Origin of the sequence: Exiguobacterium sp. BRG2 (assembly GCF_031844245.1) — a bacterium.
Classification (GTDB): Bacteria; Bacillota; Bacilli; order Exiguobacteriales; family Exiguobacteriaceae; genus Exiguobacterium_A.
In genome coordinates, this window is sequence record NZ_JAUZUW010000017.1 from 1 (window position 1) to 22,187 (window position 22,187).

General features: G+C 48.6%; 20 protein-coding genes and 4 riboswitches. Of the genes, 11 read left to right on the forward strand and 9 right to left on the reverse strand.

Features of this window, described 5'->3' with window-relative positions:
* Window positions 1–9 precede the first annotated feature (9 nt).
* The 3 genes from Q9R23_RS15350 to Q9R23_RS15360 are packed head-to-tail and all read right to left on the reverse strand — an operon-like array spanning window position 10 to window position 2,509.
* Window positions 10–822 (reverse strand): ZIP family metal transporter, encoded by an 813-nt coding sequence (locus tag Q9R23_RS15350; protein ID WP_023467025.1) that lies wholly within the window; start codon window positions 820–822, stop codon window positions 10–12.
* A gap of 51 nt (window positions 823–873) precedes the next feature.
* Window positions 874–1,203 (reverse strand): YolD-like family protein, encoded by a 330-nt coding sequence (locus tag Q9R23_RS15355; protein ID WP_023467027.1) that lies wholly within the window; start codon window positions 1,201–1,203, stop codon window positions 874–876.
* Window positions 1,187–2,509 (reverse strand): Y-family DNA polymerase, encoded by a 1,323-nt coding sequence (locus Q9R23_RS15360; RefSeq protein ID WP_311247391.1) that lies wholly within the window; start codon window positions 2,507–2,509, stop codon window positions 1,187–1,189. Before Q9R23_RS15360 ends, Q9R23_RS15355 begins: the two co-directional genes overlap by 17 nt.
* 174 nt (window positions 2,510–2,683) lie before the next feature.
* Here Q9R23_RS15360 and Q9R23_RS15365 point away from each other — a divergent pair, with 174 nt between their 5' ends.
* Window positions 2,684–3,322, forward strand: coding sequence for a pentapeptide repeat-containing protein (locus tag Q9R23_RS15365; RefSeq protein ID WP_290782592.1), 639 nt, complete (start codon window positions 2,684–2,686; stop codon window positions 3,320–3,322).
* Between the two features lie 68 nt (window positions 3,323–3,390).
* On the opposite strand, the gene Q9R23_RS15370 is transcribed toward Q9R23_RS15365, so the two are convergent.
* From Q9R23_RS15370 to Q9R23_RS15395, 6 genes are all read right to left on the reverse strand, one after another.
* The gene (locus tag Q9R23_RS15370; RefSeq protein ID WP_056063727.1) at window positions 3,391–4,146 is read right to left on the reverse strand and encodes an MBL fold metallo-hydrolase; all 756 of its coding nucleotides are present in this window, start codon (window positions 4,144–4,146) and stop codon (window positions 3,391–3,393) included.
* A gap of 60 nt (window positions 4,147–4,206) precedes the next feature.
* Window positions 4,207–4,695, reverse strand: coding sequence for an arsinothricin resistance N-acetyltransferase ArsN1 family A (locus tag Q9R23_RS15375; protein ID WP_056063724.1), 489 nt, complete (start codon window positions 4,693–4,695; stop codon window positions 4,207–4,209).
* Window positions 4,696–4,820: 125 nt separating this feature from the next.
* On the reverse strand, window positions 4,821–5,357 hold the full coding sequence (locus tag Q9R23_RS15380) for a 1,2-dihydroxy-3-keto-5-methylthiopentene dioxygenase (RefSeq protein WP_035410968.1): 537 nt from the start codon (window positions 5,355–5,357) through the stop codon (window positions 4,821–4,823).
* Between the two features lie 16 nt (window positions 5,358–5,373).
* Window positions 5,374–5,994 (reverse strand): methylthioribulose 1-phosphate dehydratase, encoded by a 621-nt coding sequence (locus tag Q9R23_RS15385; protein WP_290747921.1) that lies wholly within the window; start codon window positions 5,992–5,994, stop codon window positions 5,374–5,376.
* The gene (locus Q9R23_RS15390) at window positions 5,991–6,650 is read right to left on the reverse strand and encodes a 2-hydroxy-3-keto-5-methylthiopentenyl-1-phosphate phosphatase (protein ID WP_214856043.1); all 660 of its coding nucleotides are present in this window, start codon (window positions 6,648–6,650) and stop codon (window positions 5,991–5,993) included. The genes Q9R23_RS15385 and Q9R23_RS15390 overlap by 4 nt, the downstream gene beginning before the upstream one ends.
* A complete protein-coding gene (locus Q9R23_RS15395; RefSeq protein ID WP_058714038.1) occupies window positions 6,647–7,837 on the reverse strand; it encodes a 2,3-diketo-5-methylthiopentyl-1-phosphate enolase in 1,191 nt (396 codons plus the stop codon). The genes Q9R23_RS15390 and Q9R23_RS15395 overlap by 4 nt, the downstream gene beginning before the upstream one ends.
* 70 nt (window positions 7,838–7,907) lie before the next feature.
* Window positions 7,908–8,009: riboswitch (SAM riboswitch) on the reverse strand.
* Window positions 8,010–8,214: 205 nt separating this feature from the next.
* A riboswitch (SAM riboswitch) is annotated at window positions 8,215–8,318 on the forward strand.
* A gap of 78 nt (window positions 8,319–8,396) precedes the next feature.
* Between Q9R23_RS15395 and mtnK the strand changes: the two genes are divergently transcribed.
* From mtnK to Q9R23_RS15445, 10 genes are all read left to right on the forward strand, one after another.
* Window positions 8,397–9,563 carry an S-methyl-5-thioribose kinase gene (mtnK, locus tag Q9R23_RS15400; RefSeq protein WP_311247392.1) on the forward strand — a complete coding sequence of 389 codons (1,167 nt, stop codon included), beginning with the start codon at window positions 8,397–8,399 and terminating at the stop codon, window positions 9,561–9,563.
* Window positions 9,560–10,609 (forward strand): S-methyl-5-thioribose-1-phosphate isomerase, encoded by a 1,050-nt coding sequence (mtnA, locus tag Q9R23_RS15405; RefSeq protein WP_311247393.1) that lies wholly within the window; start codon window positions 9,560–9,562, stop codon window positions 10,607–10,609. The genes mtnK and mtnA overlap by 4 nt, the downstream gene beginning before the upstream one ends.
* 11 nt (window positions 10,610–10,620) lie before the next feature.
* On the forward strand, window positions 10,621–11,703 hold the full coding sequence (locus tag Q9R23_RS15410) for a sugar ABC transporter substrate-binding protein (RefSeq protein ID WP_029340727.1): 1,083 nt from the start codon (window positions 10,621–10,623) through the stop codon (window positions 11,701–11,703).
* Window positions 11,700–13,208, forward strand: a complete 1,509-nt coding sequence (locus tag Q9R23_RS15415) for a sugar ABC transporter ATP-binding protein (protein WP_311247394.1) — start codon at window positions 11,700–11,702, stop codon at window positions 13,206–13,208. Before Q9R23_RS15410 ends, Q9R23_RS15415 begins: the two co-directional genes overlap by 4 nt.
* Complete coding sequence (locus tag Q9R23_RS15420; protein ID WP_055970220.1) at window positions 13,205–14,209, forward strand: ABC transporter permease; 1,005 nt, start codon at window positions 13,205–13,207, stop codon at window positions 14,207–14,209. Before Q9R23_RS15415 ends, Q9R23_RS15420 begins: the two co-directional genes overlap by 4 nt.
* 364 nt (window positions 14,210–14,573) lie before the next feature.
* On the forward strand, window positions 14,574–15,530 hold the full coding sequence (locus Q9R23_RS15425; RefSeq protein WP_035410946.1) for an AAA family ATPase: 957 nt from the start codon (window positions 14,574–14,576) through the stop codon (window positions 15,528–15,530).
* Window positions 15,527–16,609, forward strand: a complete 1,083-nt coding sequence (locus Q9R23_RS15430) for a DUF58 domain-containing protein (RefSeq protein WP_035410944.1) — start codon at window positions 15,527–15,529, stop codon at window positions 16,607–16,609. Before Q9R23_RS15425 ends, Q9R23_RS15430 begins: the two co-directional genes overlap by 4 nt.
* Window positions 16,606–18,678, forward strand: a complete 2,073-nt coding sequence (locus Q9R23_RS15435; RefSeq protein ID WP_311247395.1) for a transglutaminase TgpA family protein — start codon at window positions 16,606–16,608, stop codon at window positions 18,676–18,678. Before Q9R23_RS15430 ends, Q9R23_RS15435 begins: the two co-directional genes overlap by 4 nt.
* 40 nt (window positions 18,679–18,718) lie before the next feature.
* Window positions 18,719–18,820: riboswitch (purine riboswitch) on the forward strand.
* 129 nt (window positions 18,821–18,949) lie between these two features.
* Window positions 18,950–20,470, forward strand: coding sequence for a glutamine-hydrolyzing GMP synthase (gene guaA, locus Q9R23_RS15440; protein ID WP_311247396.1), 1,521 nt, complete (start codon window positions 18,950–18,952; stop codon window positions 20,468–20,470).
* A gap of 390 nt (window positions 20,471–20,860) precedes the next feature.
* Window positions 20,861–20,962, forward strand: a riboswitch (purine riboswitch).
* A 279-nt stretch (window positions 20,963–21,241) separates the two neighbouring features.
* A complete protein-coding gene (locus Q9R23_RS15445; protein ID WP_290755735.1) occupies window positions 21,242–22,159 on the forward strand; it encodes a DUF2382 domain-containing protein in 918 nt (305 codons plus the stop codon).
* The last annotated feature ends 28 nt before the right edge of the window (window positions 22,160–22,187 follow it).

Sequence of the window (22,187 nt, forward strand, 5' to 3'; positions counted from 1 at the left end):
ATTTTTAGATTACCCGAGTGCGACATCGAGAATCATCATGACCGTAAAACCGACCATCAAACCAAGCGTTGCTAAATCGGATCCGTTCTCTGCTTGTGACTCCGGAATCAATTCTTCGACGACGACGAAAATCATCGCTCCGGCAGCAAACGATAACGCATACGGTAGAAGCGGTTGAACGAAGAAGACTGCGGCTGCTCCGACCATCGCGGCAATTGGTTCGACGATCGCTGACAATTGACCGTAATGGAAGGCCCGCCGACGCGACATCCCTTCACCGCGTAGTGGAATCGATAGGGCAGCCCCCTCCGGCATGTTTTGTATCCCAATACCGAGTGCGAGCGTCAAGGCACCGGCGACGGTCGCACCGTCCATGTTCAAGGCAGCGGCACCAAAAGCGACACCAATCGCAAGTCCTTCGGGAATATTATGCAACGTGATCGCAAGAAATAATAACGTCGTTTTCTTGAGTCCTGTCGAAGGACCTTCAGCCGTCTCGAGTGGTGCAGATAAGTGCAAATGCGGTGTGACGAAGTCAAGCAAACGGACGAAAAATCCACCAGCGAGAAAACCGATGGCGGCAGGAATCCAAGCGATTCCACCATCTTGCTCTGTGAACTCGATCGCAGGAGCAAGCAACGACCAAAATGACGCAGCAATCATGACGCCGGCAGCAAAACCGAGCATCATGTTCATGACGCGTTTTTCAATCGTCGTAAAGACGAAAACGAGTGCCGCACCAAGTGCGGTTAACCCCCAAGTCATCATTCCGGCAAGCAATGCTTGCACGACGACGGGGAGGGAAGTAAACCAATCCAACATGACTATTCCTTCTTTCCGGGCACGATTTAAAGCATCCATCTGTATGAGAGCTTACCCGTTTTCGATCCGGACGATTCGTGTGAAGGGAATTTCAATGACTTCACGTCCGCGCAGAAAGAGAACGGAACGTTCGGGTTCTAGTCGTTCCACAAAACCGACGACCGTCACGTAGCTACTTTCCTTATAATACGTGATTTCAAGTTCGTTTCCTTCTATTAAAGCTTCTTGAAGCAGAAAGTGCCATGATTCTTGCAACTGTTCATCAATTTCAGGCAAGTCGAGCTGATGCATCTGGACATAATATTCCCGCAACAGTTGCAAATGTTCCGGCATGAGAAAAGGAATCCATTTTAAATTTCCTCGATCACGATACGCTGTCATGAAGATCACCTCCCGGATGACCGCCGACGAAACGAAGACGACGTTTGGCGACACTCGTATCAAGAAACGAGACAGCGAGGCGAATCGTTCCTTTTCCGTAGCGGAGGTTGACGACATCCATTGCTTTTAATAACCGTCGTCGTTTCCAGAGCCGCGCATTATCCTCGAACAAAGACAACTGTAAGGTGCCTTGATCGGCAGTCAAATGCCCCACTGCGACGGATAAAAAACGAACAGGTTCTCCGTCCAGCCAATTCGGTTCGAATAATTGTAAGACGTGACGCAGAATGATTCGTTCATCGGATGTCGGATAAGGCAACCGCACTTGACGCGAGAAACCACTTCGGACGACGTTTCGAGAATAGCGGACGCCGATGTGAACGGTCCAGCCGACTTGATTCGAAAAGCGACAACGTGCGGCAACATCCTGCACGAGTTCATTGAGCACATTCCGAATGCGTTCGAACTGATAATAGTCCTGCATTAAGGTCACACCGTGTCCGATCGTCCGTTGAGGGGCTTTCTCGAACAGATGACGAGGCGCAAGAAGTGTCGGTGACGCGTCAAGACCCCAAGCGTGGTGCCATAGTTCGGCACCGATGACACCGAATCGTTCGTGCAACTCTTCGACAGGGCGCATTGCAAGATCACCGATTGTTTCAATCCCCATCATCTGCAGATGTTGTTCCATACGGTGTCCGACCCCCCACATCTTCCGAATCGGAAAATCATGAAGACGTCGTGCGACGTCGGCATATCCACATCGCGCGATGCCTTCTTTTTTCCCGATTAAATCAAGGGTCAGTTTCGCGATGACGTTATTTGGACCAATCCCGATCCGGACGTGGATGCCGGTCTGTTTCAGGATCGCTTCTTTAATTTTGAGGGCAGCTTGCAGGTCGGAACCAAATAGGCGATCGGTTCCGGTCATGTCAATGAAGCTTTCGTCAATCGAATAGACGCGGATCGCTTCAGGTGGGGCGAATTGGTGCAGGACATCAAGGACACGTATTGACGTCTTCATATAAGCGAGCATGCGTGGTTCGACAAGTTGAATCGTGCGACGAACAGCGTATGGCAATTGCTCGATTTCATATAGTCGACCGGCTGTCTTGATTCCTAGTGCTTTTAAGGCAGGGGTGGCAGCGAGAATGACGGATCCGCTTCGTTTTAAATCGGAGACGACCGCTAGGCGTGTCGTCAAGGGAGGGAGATTGCGATACTGGCATTCACAACTGGCGTAGAAGGACACACTGTCTACACAAAAAATACGTTTATTTTGTGGTAAAACGACGGAAGGAAACATTTGAATCACTCCTTTACATAAAAGAACGTATGTTCTTATTTTGATTTTCTTTGACTATAGCATGGTCTCAAAGTGTCTCAAAATAAAAACTGTTGAAAAAAGGGGAATTTGAACGATTTTCCCTCATATAAAAGGAGTTTGATACACTAAGGGAGAGAAAAAGGGGGAATTTTTATGAAAGAGATCGTTATCCGTTTACCAGAATTACCGAAAACGCTTCAACCAGAGACGTTCGATCAAGTCGAAATCGATGACCCGTATCTGAAAGGGGCGCGTTATGAGAAAGAGTCGATGCCGAGTGAACTGACAGAACGCATCGATGCCTATCAAGTGTGTTTTCAAAATGTCTCGTTCGCGAATCTCACCTTTGACCGTGGTTCGTTCGAAGATATCCGTTTTGAGCAATGTGACTTAACGGGATGTCACTTCCAAGAAACTCGTTTTCACCGCGTGTCCTTCGTCGGATGCCGGATGACGGGTGTTCAGTTCGAAGATTGTACGCTAGACCATTTGACGATTCAGGAAGGACTTGCAGATTACGCACAGTTCATTCGCAGTACGGTCCGTCACCAACACTGGAGCGAAACGACGATGAAAGAAGCACAGTTCTTCGAAGTGAAACCGACCCAGTGGAAACTCGAAGCGGTCCGGCTTACGGGTAGTCAATGGATTGAAACGCCGTTAAAAGGTCTCGACCTCCGGCAGACGGAGCTCTCTGGTATTACGATCGATCCGCGATTTTTACCAGGTGCTGTCATTACGGAAGAGCAAGCAGTTGCCTTTGCTCGCTTGTTAGGTCTTGTCATTCCATAACAAAAAGAAGTCCTGCTTTCGATTGTTACTCGAAAAGCAGGACTTCTTTTCAATGAAGATTACTGTTCTTAAAATGACATCGTTTCGCCATCCTCTGGAATCAAGAAATGGGCAGAAAGGTGGAAGGCGGCTAAAAAGTCAGCAATCATGTCGCGCCGCAGGAGACAGTGATTGACGGACTCGAGGTGCGAGACGATGATCGTTGCTTCCGCTGCTGCTTCGTGTACGGCAAGGAGATCACGCTGCGACATCGTGATCGGTTCTCCCGTCAGGAACTGGGCAGCCCCACTGTTGACGACGATGATATCTGGTGTATGTTGTTCAATCGCATGCGCGACCTCGTCACACCAAATCGTATCACCTGCGATATAAAGCGTCGGTTCGTCCGGATGCGTGAGGACGAGTCCGGAGACATGTCCCATTCGTTCACCGATTTCACCGACACCATGCTGTCCACCTGTTCGATGGACCTGGATATCACCGATCGTCACACCGGAATCGAAGGAAGAGACGTTCGTGAAGCCGGCTTCTCGGATTTGCCGTGCGTCTTCTTCTTGCTGCGCATAGAATGGCAAATGCTTGGGTAGAAATTGTTTTGCAGCATCATCGAAATGATCCGCGTGCAGATGCGTGACGAAGACAGCGTCAGGATCGAGCAGTGTCTTAACATCGACCGGTAAGTCGACGAGTGGATTGGCGACGGCATTCGGCGTTTGACCGAAAGGAGGTAAACTGCCTTTTTCGCCGAGAAACGGATCGATCAGTAAAACTTGATTGGCATACGTGACGACAAGCGTCGCATTACGAATTTGTTGAATATCCATTAGGTTCATCCTCTCTCAATGACTCGGATTGACTATTCCCCGTCTGGCATTCAATGAATCCTATCGTAAGCGTTTCTCCATCGCCATGACGTCGACGTATTCGCCGTTCAAGCGACCTTGTTCCTTAAATGTCCCAACAATCCGGAATCCGGAACGGATGTAGAGCTTTTGTCCGATTTTATTGAACGGGAAGGTAAAGAGAATCAGCTTATGCATCTGATGATCGCGCGCATGTTGTTCGGCAGTTTCTAACAACTGTGTCCCGATCCCTTGTCCGCGATGTGTTCGAGTAATGTAGACGGAAATCTCACCAACTGTCGCATAGACAGGACGCGGGTTATACGGATCAAGAGAAATGAAGCCGAGGACACCTGTCTCATCTTCTGCGACATATCCAGCGTAGCGATGCGTACGCTCTGCATACCACTGGGTCATGAACGATAAATCTTTTCGATCCGTCTCAAGCGTTGCGATTCGGTCTTCGATGCCTTCATTATAAATGGATAGAACAGCGGGTAAGTCATGTTCCGTTACAGGACGAATATGCATGTTGCTCACTCCCCAATCGCTTTTCCCTCATTATATCTGTTACGTGTCGATGTAGTGATATGTTTGTGAGATAAGAAAAAGCGCCGATTCTCCTTATATAGAAGAAATCAACGCTTTTGTCGTTCTTAAGAGACCGTGGATGTCTCGTTCTCGTAAATTGGAACCCAACCATCCGTCGTGACGAAAATTCGAACAGCGACGACTTTCCGATCCTCTTGGAGCGTAAAGTAGTGGCGTGTATTGACAGGAACAGAAATCAAATCACCAGGATTGAGTTCGATGTTATAGTAGCCGACTTCTTCGTCTTTGATCGCGAAGACGCCGTGACCGCTGACGATGAAACGGACTTCATCATCCGTGTGATGATGTTCTTTCTGGAAGTTGACGAGCAACTCGTCAAGGTTCGGTGTCGTATCCGAAAGTGAAATGATATCAGCTGTCTGATATCCACGACGTTCTGATACGTCTTTGATTTCTGGAGCGAACGTATCGAGAATCGTTTGTTTGTCGGCATCCGTCAGTGTGAAGTTCTCGACGAGAGGTGCTGGTAGTTTTGAGACGTCCCATTGTTCGTAAAGAACGCCGCGCGATGCGAGGAAGTCAGCGACTTCCGTTTGATCCGTATACCGTGTGTTTGTTTCTTGGAATAAGACTGTTGCCATGAGATGATTCCTCCTTTTAATAGATAGATTGACGGCATGATTGCAACGTCAACGTATAGTTGAATAAAAACTCGAAGGCTTCGAGGTGTTTCTTTGCTTCAAAGGCGGTCGGTGCCCAGACCGTGATTCCGTGATTGCGAATCAGGACGGCACCGCTGTCCGCTGTGACATATGGCGCAAAAGCAGCAGCGAGTGTCGGGATGTCCGCGTGATTCGGAATGATCGGCACCGTGACCGTCGCATCTTCTTCCCAGTGACCGAGTGCCTTGATGATTTCTTGACCGGAGAAGGTGATACTTCCTTGATCGCCATATAACTCCGAAATCACATTGTTCGCAATCGTATGGACATGCAGGGAACATCCGGCGTTCGTTCGGTTGAACACTTCGACATGGAGCAATGTCTCAGCAGAAGGACGCCCGGATTGCTCACCGATCAATTGACCGGTCGCATCGACATGAACGAAGTCGTCAGGAGTCGTCTGCCGTTTATCTTTTCCGCTTGCCGTCACAAGAAATTCAATCGGAATACCGGACGTCCGAATGGCGAGATTGCCACTCGTACCAGGGAACCAATCGCGCGCCGCAAGCTCTTGTTTGATGGCGCGTAGCTCTTCATACCGTCGCATGAATGTCATGTTGTCACCTCCGCTCGTGTTAAATCATGAACGATATCGTGGAACGTCTCAAACGGTGTATAGGCGATATCGTTCTCTTCACACAACGTGATCAGATAATCACGGGCATAGACACGATCCGCTTGTTTTGCGAGTTCGAAGTCCGTCACCGAGTCGCCGATGACGATGATGACGTCACCGTCTTTACGTAGTGTCCGAGCAACGGACGTTTTACAACAGCCGCACCCGTTCGTGCAATGGGTATCGCAGGCGTTTGGCCAATCGATATGGACGAATGGACCACTAAAATCAGCGACGTTACAGTAAATCTGTTCTTGGTCGAGGAATGGCGCTAAGATTGGTTCGACGAAAAAGTCCATTCCACCGCTGACGATCGAAAAATCGATGCCTTGACGACGACTGTACTGCAGTAACTCCGAAAATCCGTCGCGAATGACTGCACGCTCCAACAAAAAGTCAAGATAGGCTGTTTTTCCGTCAGACGGCAGAAGTGCGAACATTTGCCCGACACCACTCTGAATCGATAACGTCCGGTCGAGTACACCGCGTTTTAACGGTTCGAAGTCACTCGCTGGCGCAAATGCCTGCATGAGTGCGATGATGTTATCCTGTGTCGTCACCGTCCCGTCGAAGTCACAAAGAATCCGTACGGTCATGACTTGATCCCCCAAGCGTCGAGGGCAATTCGTAATTCTTCATGACGCGATGCTGCCGTCGATAGGGATTCATTTGCGAGTGCCGCATCGAGTGCCTGACGGAAAGCAATGACACCAGCCGCAGCACCTTGCGGATGACCATGTACGCCGCCGCCGGCGTTGATGACGGAATCGATCCCGAAGTCTCGTACGAGTTGAGCGACGAGTCCAGGATGAATACCGGCTGAAGGAACCGGGAAGATTGATTTCGTCTGACCGAGACGGGTCGCTTCGACCGCGATACCACGGGCGACATCCTTTGGCAAAGCGACATTGCCGTAAGGAGACGGGAATAGCGTCAAGTCTGCTCCAGCAGCGCGCGGTAATGTGCCGAGTAAGACAGGAGCTGCGACTCCGTGATTCGGGCTAGCGATCAACGCACCGCTATATGCCGGATGATTGAAAATCGGAACGTTGATTTCCGGATCACTTGCCAGTTCGCGTAAGACGTCGAGTCCGTATGTGAAGGTATTCAGCAAGAAAGCAGTCGCTCCAGCATCAATCAATCGCTTGGCTTGATCCTTGAGCGTAAAGACAGGACCGCTGAGTGTGATCGCATATAACGCACGTTTACCGGTCCGTTGGAAGTGAGCATCGATGACCTCACGTCCGATCCGTGCCCGGTCAATCGTTGGTGTCAATGGATTGTCGTATAGGATCTCATCGTCTTTGACGAGATCGATCCCACCAGCGAGTTGTCCTTCGAGTTGATCACGAAGGAACGATAAATCGCGTCCGATGACTCCTTTGAAGATGCTCATTAATAGTGGGCGATCTTCGACACCGATCAAGGAACGGACCCCTTCGATCCCGAACTTTGCACCTGGAAAGTCCGACGTAAATGTATCGGGTAGTAGCAATTCCGTTAATTTGATTTCACCGTCGAGTGAGAGTTTCCCGAAGACGGTCGTCAGAATCGCAGAAAAGTCGCGCGATACGTTATGTTCCGGGTAACGAATCGTGATATATCCTTTGCCATCGCGCTCTTCGGTATGTACGACTTCCCCTTTGAACGAGGCAAGTTGTTGTTGTTCGAGATGATTCAGTTCCGTCCAAGAACCGACTGTCAGACCAAGCGCGAGTTGTTCAGCGCGCTGCTCGAGTCGATCACGGGCAGTCAATTGATAAGTAGCAGTGATATAAGCCATGTCTTTCCTCCTTCAACAAAAAAATGGTCTCTCGTCAGCGACAAGAGACCATGAATGATTCGAACGTGGACTCTTATCTGTCAGCTTAGTAGCTGCAAGAATTAGCACCGTGCCAAAAGGTCGGTTGCTGCGACATCGTAGGGCTTGTCCCTCCGTCTGCTCTTGATAAGAATTGGATGAAATTGTGAAATCTAATTGCAATTTTTACATGAGAATCGCCACTTGTCAAACTATTTTTAGAAAATTTATTTTTTTGAAAATACTCTTTCTATAGATGACTTAAAAATGATATCCGTTTCTGCTTGATTTCGATTTGACAGCGAGGAAGTCGATTGCGTAAGATTCAAATCAATATCACACACGACAACTACATACGACTCTTATCGCGAGTTGGCAGAGGGAATTGGCCCGATGACGCCGCAGCAACCGACCACTGGGCACGGTGCTACATCCAACAGACGTTTCGTCTGAGAGATAAGAGGACGCAGTGACTTTTCTGCGCCTCTTTTCGATGACGAAAAGAGGCGCTTTTTCGTGTATCACATAGGGGGAAACTGAGATGACATATAAAGCATTCACAGAACAGGACGCGATTGATTGTGTTCGGACATTAGGACTGATCGGCGATGGAGCCGTCGAAGCAGAAGAGATTGGCGACGGGAACCTCAACCTCGTCTTTCGGATTCGAGAAGGCGAACATCGCTTGATTTTAAAACAAGCATTACCATATGCGAAGGTCGTCGGGGAGAGCTGGCCGTTATCGCTCGAACGAGCGTGGATCGAGCAATCCGCACTCCGTGAATTCGCACGGCATGCCGTACCGTTCGTGCCACGTGTTTTTCATGCTAGTCATGAAGAGGCATATACGGTCATGGAAGATCTTTCACATCTGACGATCGTTCGAAGTGGTTTACTCGCAGGTGAACAGTATCCGTTGCTTGCGGAACATATCGGTTCTTATCTCGCTCGGACGTTATTCCATACATCGGACTTTGCGCTTGGTCCGGTTGAAAAAAAACGTATCGCCCGAACGTACTACAATCCGGACTTGTGCGACATCACGGAAAAATTAATCTTCACGGATCCGTTCCATGACGCGGAGACGAACGAGATTGAAGCCGGGCTTGAAGAAGAGGTGGCACGTCTATGGGCGGACGATGAGTTGAAACGCGAAGTCGCAAAACTCGAAGCGCTTTTCATCACGAAAGGAGATGCGTTGCTACACGGCGATCTACATACAGGAAGCATCTTTGCTTCGGCAACGGAAACGAAAGTCATCGATCCAGAATTCGCCTTTTATGGTCCATTCGGATTTGATGTCGGACAGTTCATCGCCCACTTATTCTTTGCAGCATACCCGGATTATTCAGCACTTCGTGATGCCCGGATTCGCGACATCGATACGTTTTGGCTGACGTTCGCTTCGACGTTCCGTGCGTTATGGGAACGGGAAGCCGTCGAACCGTTCCAGGCATCAGGACTCGTCGATGATGTACTGAGCACGATCTTGCAGGATGCCCTTGGCTTTGCCGGTTGCGAATTGATTCGGCGGACGATTGGTCTTGCACCGGTCGCTGATTTAGAATCAATCGATTCAACGACGGAACGCTTAGAGCGGAAACGTCACGCTCTTCGTCTAGGATCGGCGTTAATCAAACGCCGTACAGAATGCCGAACATTTGATGATTTACGAAACTTTGACGTAACGGAGGAACTCAGCCGATGACTACATTCGTTCAAAGTATCCGTTACGAAGATCGTGTCTTGACGATTCTCGATCAGACACGTCTACCGCAAGAAGAGCACTATGAAGTCATTACTGATCTTGCGCAAGCGATTGAGGCGATTAAACAACTGCGCGTTCGAGGCGCACCTGCGATTAGCTTATTCGGTGGATTCGTGCTCGTTCAAGAAGCATACCGGTTTGAAGCGTCGCTACCGGTCTACAAGCAAGCCTTGCTTGAGACATCAGCGACGTTACTCGCGACACGACCGACGGCCGTCAATTTGCGAAATGTCCTCAATCAGTTGAATCCAATCATTCAAGACGGGGCGTCGGTAGAAGAGATTCGCGAACGGTTGGAAAAACGGACGGTCGCCTTATACGACCAGGATGCGCAGACGTCACGTCAAATCGGGATTCATGCACTGGAATTGTTCCAGTCAGGCGACCGGATCCTAACGATTTGTAATGCTGGATCGATTGCGACCGCTGCTTATGGAACGGCACTTGCGCCGTTCTACATCGCAAAAGAACGCGGCATTGAATTATCCGTTTTTGCGAGTGAGACGCGACCGTTACTGCAGGGAGCACGATTGACGACATGGGAGCTGCAACGTGCCGGCATCGATGTCACGTTAATTACGGACAACATGGTCGCCCATACGCTGAAAGAAAAACAGATCGATGCGATCATCGTCGGTGCTGACCGCATTACACGAAACGGAGATACGGCGAATAAGATCGGGACGTTCCAATTGGCATTGCTCGCGCAAGCTTTTGGTATTCCGTTTTACGTCGCAGCACCGCTCTCGACGTTCGACTTCTCGCTCGTTTCCGGAGACGCGATCGAAATCGAAGAACGTGATCCGCAGGAAGTGACGACTGTCCAAGGTATTGCGACAGCACCGGAAGGCATCGCCGTCTTCAACCCGGCGTTTGATATCACACCACACACATTGATCACAGGCATCATCACCGAACTTGGTGTCATCACGCAACCGAATGAAGAAACGATTGAACAATTAACAGGGCTTCAACCCCTCGGATAAGGAGATATGTCATGAAAAAACTAGCTTACGCCGTCCTAGCACCGGCACTGTTACTAGCGGCTTGTGCGAATGGAGAAGCCACGACGACGAAGGTCGTCAAGGATGTACCAAAAGGGGTTCAATCGGACGTCAAGATCGCCGTCATCCGCAACCTAGCATCGGACGACCATACGAAACAATTCCTTGATGGCGCACGAAGTGAAGGCGAAGCGCTTGGCTTTAAAGTCAGCACGTTCATTTCGGAAGGTAACGACGTCAAGTTCAAGGAGCTTGTCGCGCAAGCGATTCAGCAAGATTATGATGGGCTCATCATCTCGCATGGTAAGGAAGACTACGCCTATGACATGATTAAACCAGCGGTCGACAAAGGGCTGAAGGTCGTGACGTTCGATACGGTCACGAAGAAAAAAGGAACGGCGTTAAAAGGTGTGACGGAAACATTCCAAAACGATCATCAACTCGCGAAGCTATCGCTTGATGAAGTGACGAAGGTGACGGACAAAAAGCCGGTCCGTGTCATCAAACTTTGGTTCGGACCAGGTTTTGCCCCGCTCGATCGTCGTCAGGAAATCTATAAGACGTACGAAGCAGACGGTAAGATCAAAACGCTTGAGACGGTTGGACCGACAAACTTCCAAGATGTCCAAGGGGATATCGCAACGAAGATGAATGCGATTCTCGCGAAATATCCGAAAGGAAGCATTGATGCGGTTTGGGGAGCGTGGGACGAAGTCGCAAAAGGGGCTTACAAATCGCTCAAGGATAATAAACGTCAAGAAATCCCGCTAATCTCGATCGATGTCTCGAATCAGGATATCAACCTGATGCGTGAAAAAGGCAGTAACTGGGTCTCGACGAGTGCGGTGGATCCATTCTTGATTGGACAAACGGACATGCGATTACTGGCTAAGAAAATCGCTGGCGAGAAGACACCGGATAGCTTTGATCTCGACGCGAAACTCGTGGAGCAGAAGGCGTTGAAGCAGGATACGACGATGTACAATCTCGATACGATCATCAAAGGATGGAGTACGTCGGATAAATTCAATGAACCGTGGATGGACCGGTTGCGTGACGTCCATAAAAAACAATGACGTCTACCAATCATCACTTGAAGATGACCGGGATTTCACTGGCGTTTCCAGGAGTGCAAGCCTTAAAACAAGTCTCGTTTGAAGTGAAATCCGGTGAAATCCACGCGCTTGTCGGTGCGAATGGTGCCGGTAAGTCGACGTTGATGAAAGTCTTATCCGGAGCGGAAACGGCGGACGAAGGAACGATCCGTCTCGACGGGAAGGAGTTGTCCATCACATCACCACGTGATGCGAAACAGATTGGAATCGACCTCGTCCAACAAGAGGTCGATGTGGCGCTTGTCCCGTATTTGACGGTCGCTGAGAATATCTGTCTTGATCTGTTGACGGACGGAACGATGACTGGCTTCGTATCCCAGCGCCGATACATACAGCGTGCCAAGGAAGCGTTAGCGACATTACAGGCGGATATTTCCGTCAAGACACGCGTCGAGGAGTTGCGGCTTGCTGAAAAGCAACTCGTACTGATTGCTCGCGCCCTCGTCCAAGAACGCCGTTTTTTGATTTTAGATGAACCAACGGCACCTCTCAGTCAGGCGGAAACAAGCCATCTCTTTTCAGTCGTGCGTCGTTTAGCCGAACGAGGGCTTGGGATCATCTTCATCTCGCATCGTTTACAGGAACTATATGAGATTTGCGACTCCATCTCGGTCATGCGCGACGGTCAACTCATCTCACGACATCTTTTGACAGACATCACGAAGGAAGCTGTCGTTGAGCAGATGCTCGGGCGTCAGCTTACGTCTGTTGCGAAAACGTCACGGGTAAATGCAACGAACGTATTGACCGTCGAGAGTGCTACGAATGCGGACGTCCACGATATCTCCTTGACGGTTCAAACAGGTGAAGTCGTTGGTATCGCGGGTCTTGTCGGTGCCGGTAAAACGGAATTATGCAAAGCATTGTTCGGTGATCGCCCGTTTCAGGAAGGGGAGGTTCGGATAGGTGGAAAAGCCCATCGCCTTCGCAATCCACAAGCTGCGATTCAAGCGGGAATCGGTCTCGTTCCAGAAGAACGACGAAAAGAAGGAATTCTTGTTGCCGATTCTGTCGCAGAAAATCTAACAGCAGCGGCAGCTCATGATTTCGTCAACCGCTGGGGGCTGATGGATCGTCGCAAAGAAGCAGATCAGGCATCGCAATGGGTCAAGGAACTGGGCATTAAAGTGGCAGACGTGAAACAGGAAGTAGGTCAACTATCCGGTGGGAATCAACAAAAAGTCGCCATCGGAAAATGGTTACTGACCGATGTTTCTGTACTCGTCTTGGACGAACCGACGAAAGGTGTCGACGTCGGAGCCAAACAAGATATCTATCGTCTGATTGACGGACTCGCGCAACAACAAAAAGGGATCCTTTACGCGACGAGTGAATGGGATGAACTTTTGACCGTCACGGACCGAATCTACGTCATGTTCGATGGACGGATCGTCCATGAAACGAAGACGGCGGATACATCAGAAGAAACCTTGTTGTGGTATGCGACAGGAGGAGGGCAACGATGAATGAGGTAGTATCAAAACAAACGAACCGAGGGAAGGGTTTACGTCCTGTCCTCGGATTCTTGAACGACTGGGGGATCGTCCTCGCGATCCTTGCCCTCGTCCTGTTTTTTGCGACGACGGCTCCAACATTCCTACAAGGGACGAATTTAATTAATATTTTACGAAGTATCTCCATCGTGACGATTATCGCGATCGGCTTGACGGTCTCTTTGACGGTCAATGGATTTGATTTATCGGTCGGGTCGACCGCGACGCTTGCGAGTTCTTTCGTCGTCTCGTTCTTCGTCTGGTACAGTCTACCGCTCGGTGTCTCGATTGGTTTAGCACTTCTCTTATCTCTTAGCGTTGCTCTGGTGAACATCTTACTCATCGTCTGGTTTAAGATTCCGGATTTGTTTGCGACGCTTGCGACGATGTTCATCGTCGAAGGTGTCGCGATGACGTATACGGGTGGTGGTTCAATCAGTGCCGGAATGCCACGCCTAGACGGTACACCAACAGTCGGCACGATTCCGGAGGCATTCGCGAAAATCAGCCAGGCACCTTGGATCATCGTCATCATGCTCGTCGTCGTCGCTGTGACACACGTCTTCTTAAGCCATACGCGACACGGTCGTTTTCTTTATATCATCGGTGGAAATCCGGAAGCCGCACGACTGACGGGAATTCGTGTCAACCGCTACCGGGCACTCGCATATCTGATTGCTGGCTTACTTGCTGCAATCGGTGGGATTTTGCTTGCGTCACAAGTCGGATCGTCGCAAATCAACGCCGGGTCCGGTTACTTGATGCCGGCGGTCGCAGCTGCCTTCATCGGCTCGTCGTTCGCAGGGCAAGGAAAACCGAATGCCCTTGGCACACTCGTCGGGGCTTGTCTCGTCGGGATTCTTGAAAATGGTCTTGTCATGTTGTCTGTTCCATACTATTCGTTGAATATCATCAAAGGGCTGGTCCTTGCGGTCGCACTCGCGACGACCTATGCGCGGTATCGGAAAAAATAATTAAAATTCGACGTTTCGTTTATAACATATTCGGTAATATTCAATATATGAAAGGATGGTGATGCACATGAATGATTACCAATGTAGAGGGAACGATCGCATGTCGCTTCTGAAAGAAGAGGATCACCGGACTTGACGAACGTTGTCCATTGACACGGATGTATTCGTGTTTTACGTGCAACTGCACGGTTCAAGAACGGATCACGGCATGTGTTCGTTCCTGAAACAAATAAGGGGAAACGCTACGGCGTTCCCCCTTTTTCACGTGCTTGAAACTGCTCGTATTTCTTTAAAAGCATAGCGGAATATGAGATGATATAAAAAGTCAGAAAATTCAACTACTATGAGAGCAAGGGGCCTGACAATGCGAACATACACTAAGGAGATTCAAGCGATTATCGACAACGTAGAGAAAGTCATCATCGGTAAGGAAGATGTCATCACACAATCATTGGCAGCATTACTAGCGGGCGGTCACGTTCTATTAGAAGACGTACCGGGAGTCGGGAAGACGATGCTCGTCCGTGCGTTCAGCCGATCGATCGGGTTGACCTTCAAACGTGTTCAGTTCACGCCAGACCTACTTCCGTCAGATTTGACGGGTGTATCGATGTATAATCAGAAAACAAGCCAGTTCGAATATAGACCGGGTCCTTTAATGGGAAACATCGTCTTAGCCGATGAGATCAACCGAACATCACCAAAAACTCAATCTGCCTTACTCGAGGGAATGGCGGAAGCGAACGTCACCGTCGATGGTGAGATTCATACGCTTCCGAATCCCTTTTTCGTCATGGCGACACAAAACCCGATTGAACATGAAGGAACGTATCCGTTACCAGAAGCACAACTCGACCGTTTTCTCGTCAAAGTCAAAATGGGTTATCCTGATTTCCAGCAAGAAATGAAGTTGCTCACGCGTTTTGAACGGGATGAACCAATCGAAACACTCGAAGCTGTAATTGGTCGCGAGCAATTGCTCCAGATGAAAGAAGACGTCAAGAACGTCCATGTCTCACAGCCTGTCAAAAAATATATCGTCCATCTCGTTCAAGCGACACGGACGAATGGGTCACTCTACCTCGGCGCGAGTCCTCGTTCTTCGATCGCCTTGATGAAAGTCGCGCAAGCGTGGGCGTACATGGAAGGACGCAGTTTCGTTTTGCCGGATGATGTTAAACATCTCTTGATTCCAGTCCTGTCACACCGCCTGATTTTGACAGCGGATGCGCGTTATCACGGTCAATCGTCGGAACGGATTTTAGAACAGATCAAAAAAGAGGTTGCTGTACCGATCCAACAAGACGTGGAGTCTCTATGACGAAGTGGCAAATTGGTTGGCGTTACGCTGTATTACTTTTGACGACGGCAGCCTTATGGGCATATGCGCGCGTTGATGGCGGAAATGTCGCTTCCTTGCTGTTTTACGTCATGGCTGGTTTGACCGTCTACTGGACTCTCTTCCTCGTTTGGCCCGTCACACAGGCACTTGCGACACGCGAAGTATCGAACAAGATGCTCGTTGCTGGAACCGATATCCCGGTTTCCTTACGGGTTCGTCGACGTTTTCCGTTTCTCGTCGGAGCCGTCGAAGTGACGGAGGTGATTCCGAACGAACTCAGTGAAGAAAAACTCGATATTAGCCGTCCACTCCGAGCCCATTACCGGAAGACGGAGCAAATCGATTACACGATACCATCGATTCGTCGAGGGGTGTATCAGATTCCAGGCTGTATCGTCGAAATCACGGATCCATTCGGGTTATTTAAGCGGAAGCGGATGTTTCCGGTCGAGACGTATCTTGCGATTGAACCAGCGCGCCTTGCCGTTCAGCTTCCCCATGAGGAAGACCGTGGCGATGGGGGAATCTCACCGGTGTCACTTGATCTTCGCCAGTCGTCCTTTACCGTCGTCGGGGTCCGGGAATACGTCAGTGGGGATCGGATGAATCAGATTGACTGGAAAGCGACAGCGAAACGCCAAGGGTTGATGACGAAGACGTTCGAACGAGAGCAAGAACGGGAGACGACGATCGTCTTTGATGAGGGAACGGAGGCGGGTGAAGCCTTCGAACGTGTCATCTCGATGCTCGCAGAAACGACGGATCAGTTGAACAAACGACGACTGAGCTATCGGATCCATCTCGTCGGGCATGCCGTTCAATCATTGTCGTTACCACTTGAAGGAGCGAAACTGACGCATTACCTGATGACGGCGCAACCGAGTCGGACGCGAACGTTCATCGAGTCATGGGAATACTCGTCTAAGGCGCTTCGATTGAGCGGGAACGTCCTCTTCATCACACCGGATCTTGAATCGAACAATGAACTATGGATTTCGAAGATTAATCAAGAAGCCACCGTTCATGTCTATACACCAGAACGGAGGGGAGTGCGATGATACGACGATTAATCTGGAACGCCATCGCAGCAGCCCTTTTGACTTGTTTCATGCCACCACTTCTCGAACTGACGACATTCGAGCATCTTTGGTCCTTCTTACCGATGCTGTTCCTGCCTTTACTGTTATCGCATCTCGCGCGACGTTACTTCTTACTTGGCAGTCTCGCGGGACTACTATTGTCGTTCTACTTGATTTTGACACCGGGTTCCGCACCGTGGGGAATTTTTACGGAAATCAGCTCGGATATTCGAAGTGTCATCAATGGTGAATTACCGGGACGACCAGCCTTTGCGCTGTCGATTGGTTTGATCAGTTTCTTGATCGCTTATCTCGCGCGTCGGACGTTCCCGAATCGTGGGTTCGTCTTCGGACTTGCTTTCGGAGTCATCGGGTTCATCGCCTATTGCGATACCTGGACGGATTACTCGGGAGAGACGTTCATTCTTTATCCGATCATCTTGTCTTTGGTATTGCTGTATGCGACGGAGGTCAATGAACGACCGCGTGCTTCCTACGTACGCCCACTGAGCGCATTATTCATCATGGGAGCTGTCATCGTCGTTGCTGTCCAAAGTCCTGTCATCAATGCGACATGGCAAGACAGTTGGTACGATTTGACGTCGGGTCTTGAAGGGGAAGGAGAGCCGACAAATGCGATTCAAAAGGTCGGATACGGTAACAACGATGAACAACTTGGAGGACCATTCCAGATGGACGACCGAGAAGTCTTCCAAGTCGAAAGTGAAGGAAACCGCTATTGGCGCGTTGAAACAAAAGATATTTATACCGGAAAAGGTTGGATCTTGTCGGAGTCAAACCCTGAAGTCGATGGACGTGGTTTTTTCTCGACCTTTGGTACAGAGGTCAAGACCCGCGAAGAGACAGCAACATTTGAAATGGCGCGTGAATTACCATTCGTGCCATATAACGGTGACAATGTAAGGGTCGAAGTGAATCAGCAACGACAAAATGTGTTGGTTGACCTCGAGAATCAAAAAATTTCGTATCTCGACGAGGCGGATCGTCAACGAAACTATCGAATCGACTATTCGTACCCACTCTTTACGGAAGAACAGCTCCAGACAGATGAACCCGTCAATTTATCTGAGAATGAAACGGAGCGGTATCTACAACTGCCGGAAGGTTTACCGCAACGTGTCCGTGATTTAGCGAATCAAATCGTTGAAAACAAAAAAACACCATGGGACAAAGCACGGGCGATTGAAAATTATTTCGAAGAAGAAAACTTTGAATACAATACAGAAGATGTTGCTGTACCGAAAGAAAATCAGGATTACGTCGATCAGTTCCTGTTCGAGACGAAACTCGGATACTGTGATAACTTCTCGACGTCAGCCACTGTGTTACTTCGGGCAGCTGGGTTACCCGCACGCTGGGTGAAAGGATTCACGGGGGGCGAATCCGACGTCATCGGAGCTGCCGTAACGAGTTATACAGTACGCAATAAAAATGCCCATTCGTGGGTCGAAGTTTACATTGAAGGACCAGGCTGGGTACCGCTTGAACCGACAGTCAGTTTCGATGGAGTAGGACAATACACGATCGATCGGGAAACGAACAACGAGACGGAACAAGCAAATCCGCAACGTGAGACAGAAGACAATACGGAGACAACGACGCCGAACCGTCCACAGGAAAATCTTCTTGATGAAGAACAGACGACTAGCGCCGGACAGACGGAACAGAAGTCAATTCCATTTTGGCCAATCTTCCTGACGGCACTTGCTCTCTTGTTCCTCTACCTGTTCCGAAAACCAATCATCCGGACGCTTGCGATTCTCTTCTTCCGGAGACAGATTGAACGACCGGAAGGATTCCGACGGATGTATCGGTATCTCTTGCGACGTCTTGATAAAAAAGGATTCCATTATCAAGATGGTCGGACGCTTGCGGAACTGGCGTACGAAGTCGATGGGTACTACGAGACGTACGCGATGCGACCGTTGACGGATGCTTACGAACGGATGGTCTATGGTGGAGAATCATTGTCGGCTGAGAAAAAACGTGAATATTTCGAAAATATCATTCGTCATGTAGAGGGTTGATATTTACGAAACGATACAGGTACAATGGGAACAACGTAAATCACACACATGCAATCTCCTTTGTATATACTCGCGAATATGGCGCGAGAGTCTCTACCGGGTCACCTTAAACGACCTGACTATGAAGGAGCAGACCCTTCGTATACATTTTTTTGTGAAGCGGCCTGCTCTTTTTCCATTTTATCCATGGGCGAAGAGTGGGCTTTTTTCATAGGGTACGCATGAAATCAGAAAGGCGGGAACAGATTTGGAAGCACATTTGGACCAGGAAATGATTCTCGTCCTCGATTTTGGAGGACAGTACAATCAATTGATCACACGTCGTATTCGGGACCTTGGTGTCTACAGTGAATTGCATTCGCATAAAATCACTGCAGCTGAAGTAAAAGAAATCGCACCTGCTGGTATCATCTTCTCGGGTGGTCCACGTAGCGTCTACGCAGAGGATGCGTACCGGTGTGACCCGGAAATCTTCGACCTCGGTATTCCAATCTTCGGAATCTGTTACGGCATGCAGCTCATGTCACAACATTTCGGCGGAACAGTAGAACGTGCGGGACATCGTGAATATGGAAAAGCCACATTGACGTTACAAGACCCGTCACCGATGTATGCGAACTTACCGCTAGAACAAACGGTCTGGATGAGTCACAGTGACCTCGTCACATCTGTGCCAAACGGATTCGTCGTTGATGGGACGAACGTGTCATGTCCAATCGCTTCGATCAAGAACGAAGAGTTGAAAATGTATGGTGTGCAGTATCACCCAGAAGTAAACCATACGGTCTTCGGAAAAGAATTGCTCAAGAACTTCCTCTTTGAAGTCTGTAAATGTGCAGGCGACTGGTCAATGGAGAACTTCATCGAAATCGAAGTAGCGAAGATTCAAGAACAAGTCGGCGATAAAAAAGTTCTTTGTGCCCTTTCAGGTGGTGTCGACTCGTCTGTCGTCGCAGCCTTGATTCACAAAGCAATCGGTGATCAATTGACATGTATGTTCGTCGATCACGGTTTGCTGCGTAAGGGTGAAGCGGAAAGCGTCATGAAGACATTCGCGGATCACTTCCATATGAACGTCATCAAGATTGATGCCCAGGATCGTTTCCTCGACAAACTCCGTGGTATCTCGGATCCGGAGCAAAAACGTAAAATCATCGGCAACGAATTCGTCTACGTCTTTGATGAAGAAGCTTCAAAACTAACGGATATGGACTTCCTTGCCCAAGGCACGCTCTACACGGATATCATCGAGAGTGGTACGGATACGGCACAAACAATCAAATCACACCACAACGTCGGTGGATTGCCGGAAAACATGCAGTTTGAATTGATCGAACCGATCAACACGTTGTTCAAGGATGAAGTTCGTGAACTTGGGAAAGAACTCGGTCTTTCCGATGAAATCGTATGGCGTCAGCCGTTCCCAGGACCAGGTCTCGGAATTCGTGTCCTCGGTGAAATCACAGATGAGAAACTCGAAATCGTCCGCGAATCTGATTTCATTCTTCGCGATGAAATCAAAAAAGCAGGACTCGAGCGCGAAATCTGGCAATACTTCACAGTCCTTCCTCCAATCCGTTCGGTTGGTGTCATGGGCGATGAGCGGACATACGACTATGCGGTCGGAATCCGCGCCGTCACGTCAATTGACGGAATGACATCAGATTGGGCACGTATCCCATGGGACGTGCTTGAGAAGATCTCGGTCCGAATCGTCAACGAAGTCCAGAACGTCAACCGCGTCCTGTACGATGTGACGTCGAAACCACCGTCAACGATTGAGTGGGAATAAGGACTAGACTTGCTGAGAAAATTCGTCTCATGAAACCTGTCGTACCAACGTTTTAAAGGGGATAGGTGAAAAGAAGTCTGTTTCACCTTCAACAACTCTATTTCAAAATGAAGCTCTCTTTTGTTCACATTATTTGTGAATGGAAGTGAGCTTTTTTCGTAACCAATCGCATCGAACTGTTGGATGACATTAGACAAAATCAATTTATTCGAGAGATTCAATTAAGATGTATCGAGATATTTTGTTAGTTTTTACTGGAATATATAATAAATCATTAAACGGATAGGATGCACGCTCTCATAATAGATTGGGCATGAGCTGAAGTCGATCGACTAGATTATGGTTTAGTCATAAATTTGACCATGCTATGATGTGGCTGTGTTTGTTTTTCATATCAATAAAAAATATTATCGTATAATTCCGGGGACAGGGTTTGAAAGACTTTACAGTAACACCGTAATGATTTCTACTATGGCGCACATACAACATCGTACCTTTATTGAAACGGCTTTTACTTCTTAGGTAAGGGTCTTTTCTTGTTGCGTAGCATGACTAAAACGTTTTAAACAGGAAAAACTTTAATAATGAACATGCTCTAGTAAATAGGATTAATACATTCCAAAAAGACTTCAATAATTAAAAAAGATGTACAAAAAAATCAGGTTTAATCAGAAAAAAAGTAGGGGAAATTCAAACTGTTGGCATATAAGATTGATTTTCAAGAGCTAATTATTATTTTTTGTGGCATTTATTAAAAAGGAGGAAGAGATCATGACGAGAAAAGAAGATACATTTATCCAAGTATTTAATACCCAAGCGGAAGTACTGAGTAAAGTAAACGAATTGAAAGCGCAGGGATATGACGAAAGAGATATGTATGTCGTGGCTCAAGATAAACATTCCTTCTCCATGGTAGAGAATCAGACAAACGTCAATGTAGATACTGCCGGTGAACAAGAGCACCAAGGATTTATGGGGAAATTCATGGCTGCCTTTTCAGACGACTCTTCTACGGAAGCATTCCGCGGAATGGGCTTATCGCATGATGAATCAGAAGAATACCGTCGTCAGGTAGAAAGCGGCAAGCTGGTTTTATATGTAGACAGCGACTATGGCGATTCTTACGAAAAGCATAATCAAAGCTACAATCAAACTTCTGGAGTAAACGATAATCAATATGATCGCACGGGAGTCGAAGCAAATCGGGATCACAACGACCATCTCTCTGATAAGGGCTCTCTTTCCCGGACAGATCGGACTGGCGTTACTGAAACGAACAGTGATACAGAAGAAGAACGCCTTCGCCTGCATGAAGAACGGTTAAATGTAGATAAAGAAAGAGTGCAAACAGGGGAAGTAAACGTCAGTAAACACGTAGTCGAAGATCAACAATCGATCGAGGTGCCGGTAGAGAGGGAAGAAGTTTATGTGGAACGGCGTAAAGTGGATCATAATGCGTCGGGAACAGATGCTTTTGTAGATGAGAACGACTCCATCCACGTACCGCTTTCAGAAGAAAAGGTAGTAGTATCAAAAGAAGATGTAGTCTCTGAAGAAATTGTTGTTGGAAAACGTAAAGTGCGAGATACAGAAACTGTATCTGAAACGGTACGACGCGAGGAAGCAGATATTGATGAAGGTACAGATACGAGAACGGACGTAGAACGTGACGATCGTAAACGACTGTAATAGATCAAACTAAGAGGGGAGATAGCGG

What these genes read in the sequence shown, in the direction of transcription:
- Q9R23_RS15350 (WP_023467025.1), bottom strand. Translation starts at nt 822, where the DNA reads ATGTTGGATTGGTTTACTTCCCTCCCCGTCGTCGTGCAAGCATTGCTT.
- Q9R23_RS15355 (WP_023467027.1), bottom strand. Translation starts at nt 1,203, where the DNA reads ATGACAGCGTATCGTGATCGAGGAAATTTAAAATGGATTCCTTTTCTC.
- Q9R23_RS15360 (WP_311247391.1), bottom strand. Translation starts at nt 2,509, where the DNA reads ATGTTTCCTTCCGTCGTTTTACCACAAAATAAACGTATTTTTTGTGTA.
- Q9R23_RS15365 (WP_290782592.1), top strand. Translation starts at nt 2,684, where the DNA reads ATGAAAGAGATCGTTATCCGTTTACCAGAATTACCGAAAACGCTTCAA.
- Q9R23_RS15370 (WP_056063727.1), bottom strand. Translation starts at nt 4,146, where the DNA reads ATGGATATTCAACAAATTCGTAATGCGACGCTTGTCGTCACGTATGCC.
- Q9R23_RS15375 (WP_056063724.1), bottom strand. Translation starts at nt 4,695, where the DNA reads ATGCATATTCGTCCTGTAACGGAACATGACTTACCCGCTGTTCTATCC.
- Q9R23_RS15380 (WP_035410968.1), bottom strand. Translation starts at nt 5,357, where the DNA reads ATGGCAACAGTCTTATTCCAAGAAACAAACACACGGTATACGGATCAA.
- Q9R23_RS15385 (WP_290747921.1), bottom strand. Translation starts at nt 5,994, where the DNA reads ATGACATTCATGCGACGGTATGAAGAGCTACGCGCCATCAAACAAGAG.
- Q9R23_RS15390 (WP_214856043.1), bottom strand. Translation starts at nt 6,650, where the DNA reads ATGACCGTACGGATTCTTTGTGACTTCGACGGGACGGTGACGACACAG.
- Q9R23_RS15395 (WP_058714038.1), bottom strand. Translation starts at nt 7,837, where the DNA reads ATGGCTTATATCACTGCTACTTATCAATTGACTGCCCGTGATCGACTC.
- mtnK (WP_311247392.1), top strand. Translation starts at nt 8,397, where the DNA reads ATGACATATAAAGCATTCACAGAACAGGACGCGATTGATTGTGTTCGG.
- mtnA (WP_311247393.1), top strand. Translation starts at nt 9,560, where the DNA reads ATGACTACATTCGTTCAAAGTATCCGTTACGAAGATCGTGTCTTGACG.
- Q9R23_RS15410 (WP_029340727.1), top strand. Translation starts at nt 10,621, where the DNA reads ATGAAAAAACTAGCTTACGCCGTCCTAGCACCGGCACTGTTACTAGCG.
- Q9R23_RS15415 (WP_311247394.1), top strand. Translation starts at nt 11,700, where the DNA reads ATGACGTCTACCAATCATCACTTGAAGATGACCGGGATTTCACTGGCG.
- Q9R23_RS15420 (WP_055970220.1), top strand. Translation starts at nt 13,205, where the DNA reads ATGAATGAGGTAGTATCAAAACAAACGAACCGAGGGAAGGGTTTACGT.
- Q9R23_RS15425 (WP_035410946.1), top strand. Translation starts at nt 14,574, where the DNA reads ATGCGAACATACACTAAGGAGATTCAAGCGATTATCGACAACGTAGAG.
- Q9R23_RS15430 (WP_035410944.1), top strand. Translation starts at nt 15,527, where the DNA reads ATGACGAAGTGGCAAATTGGTTGGCGTTACGCTGTATTACTTTTGACG.
- Q9R23_RS15435 (WP_311247395.1), top strand. Translation starts at nt 16,606, where the DNA reads ATGATACGACGATTAATCTGGAACGCCATCGCAGCAGCCCTTTTGACT.
- guaA (WP_311247396.1), top strand. Translation starts at nt 18,950, where the DNA reads ATGATTCTCGTCCTCGATTTTGGAGGACAGTACAATCAATTGATCACA.
- Q9R23_RS15445 (WP_290755735.1), top strand. Translation starts at nt 21,242, where the DNA reads ATGACGAGAAAAGAAGATACATTTATCCAAGTATTTAATACCCAAGCG.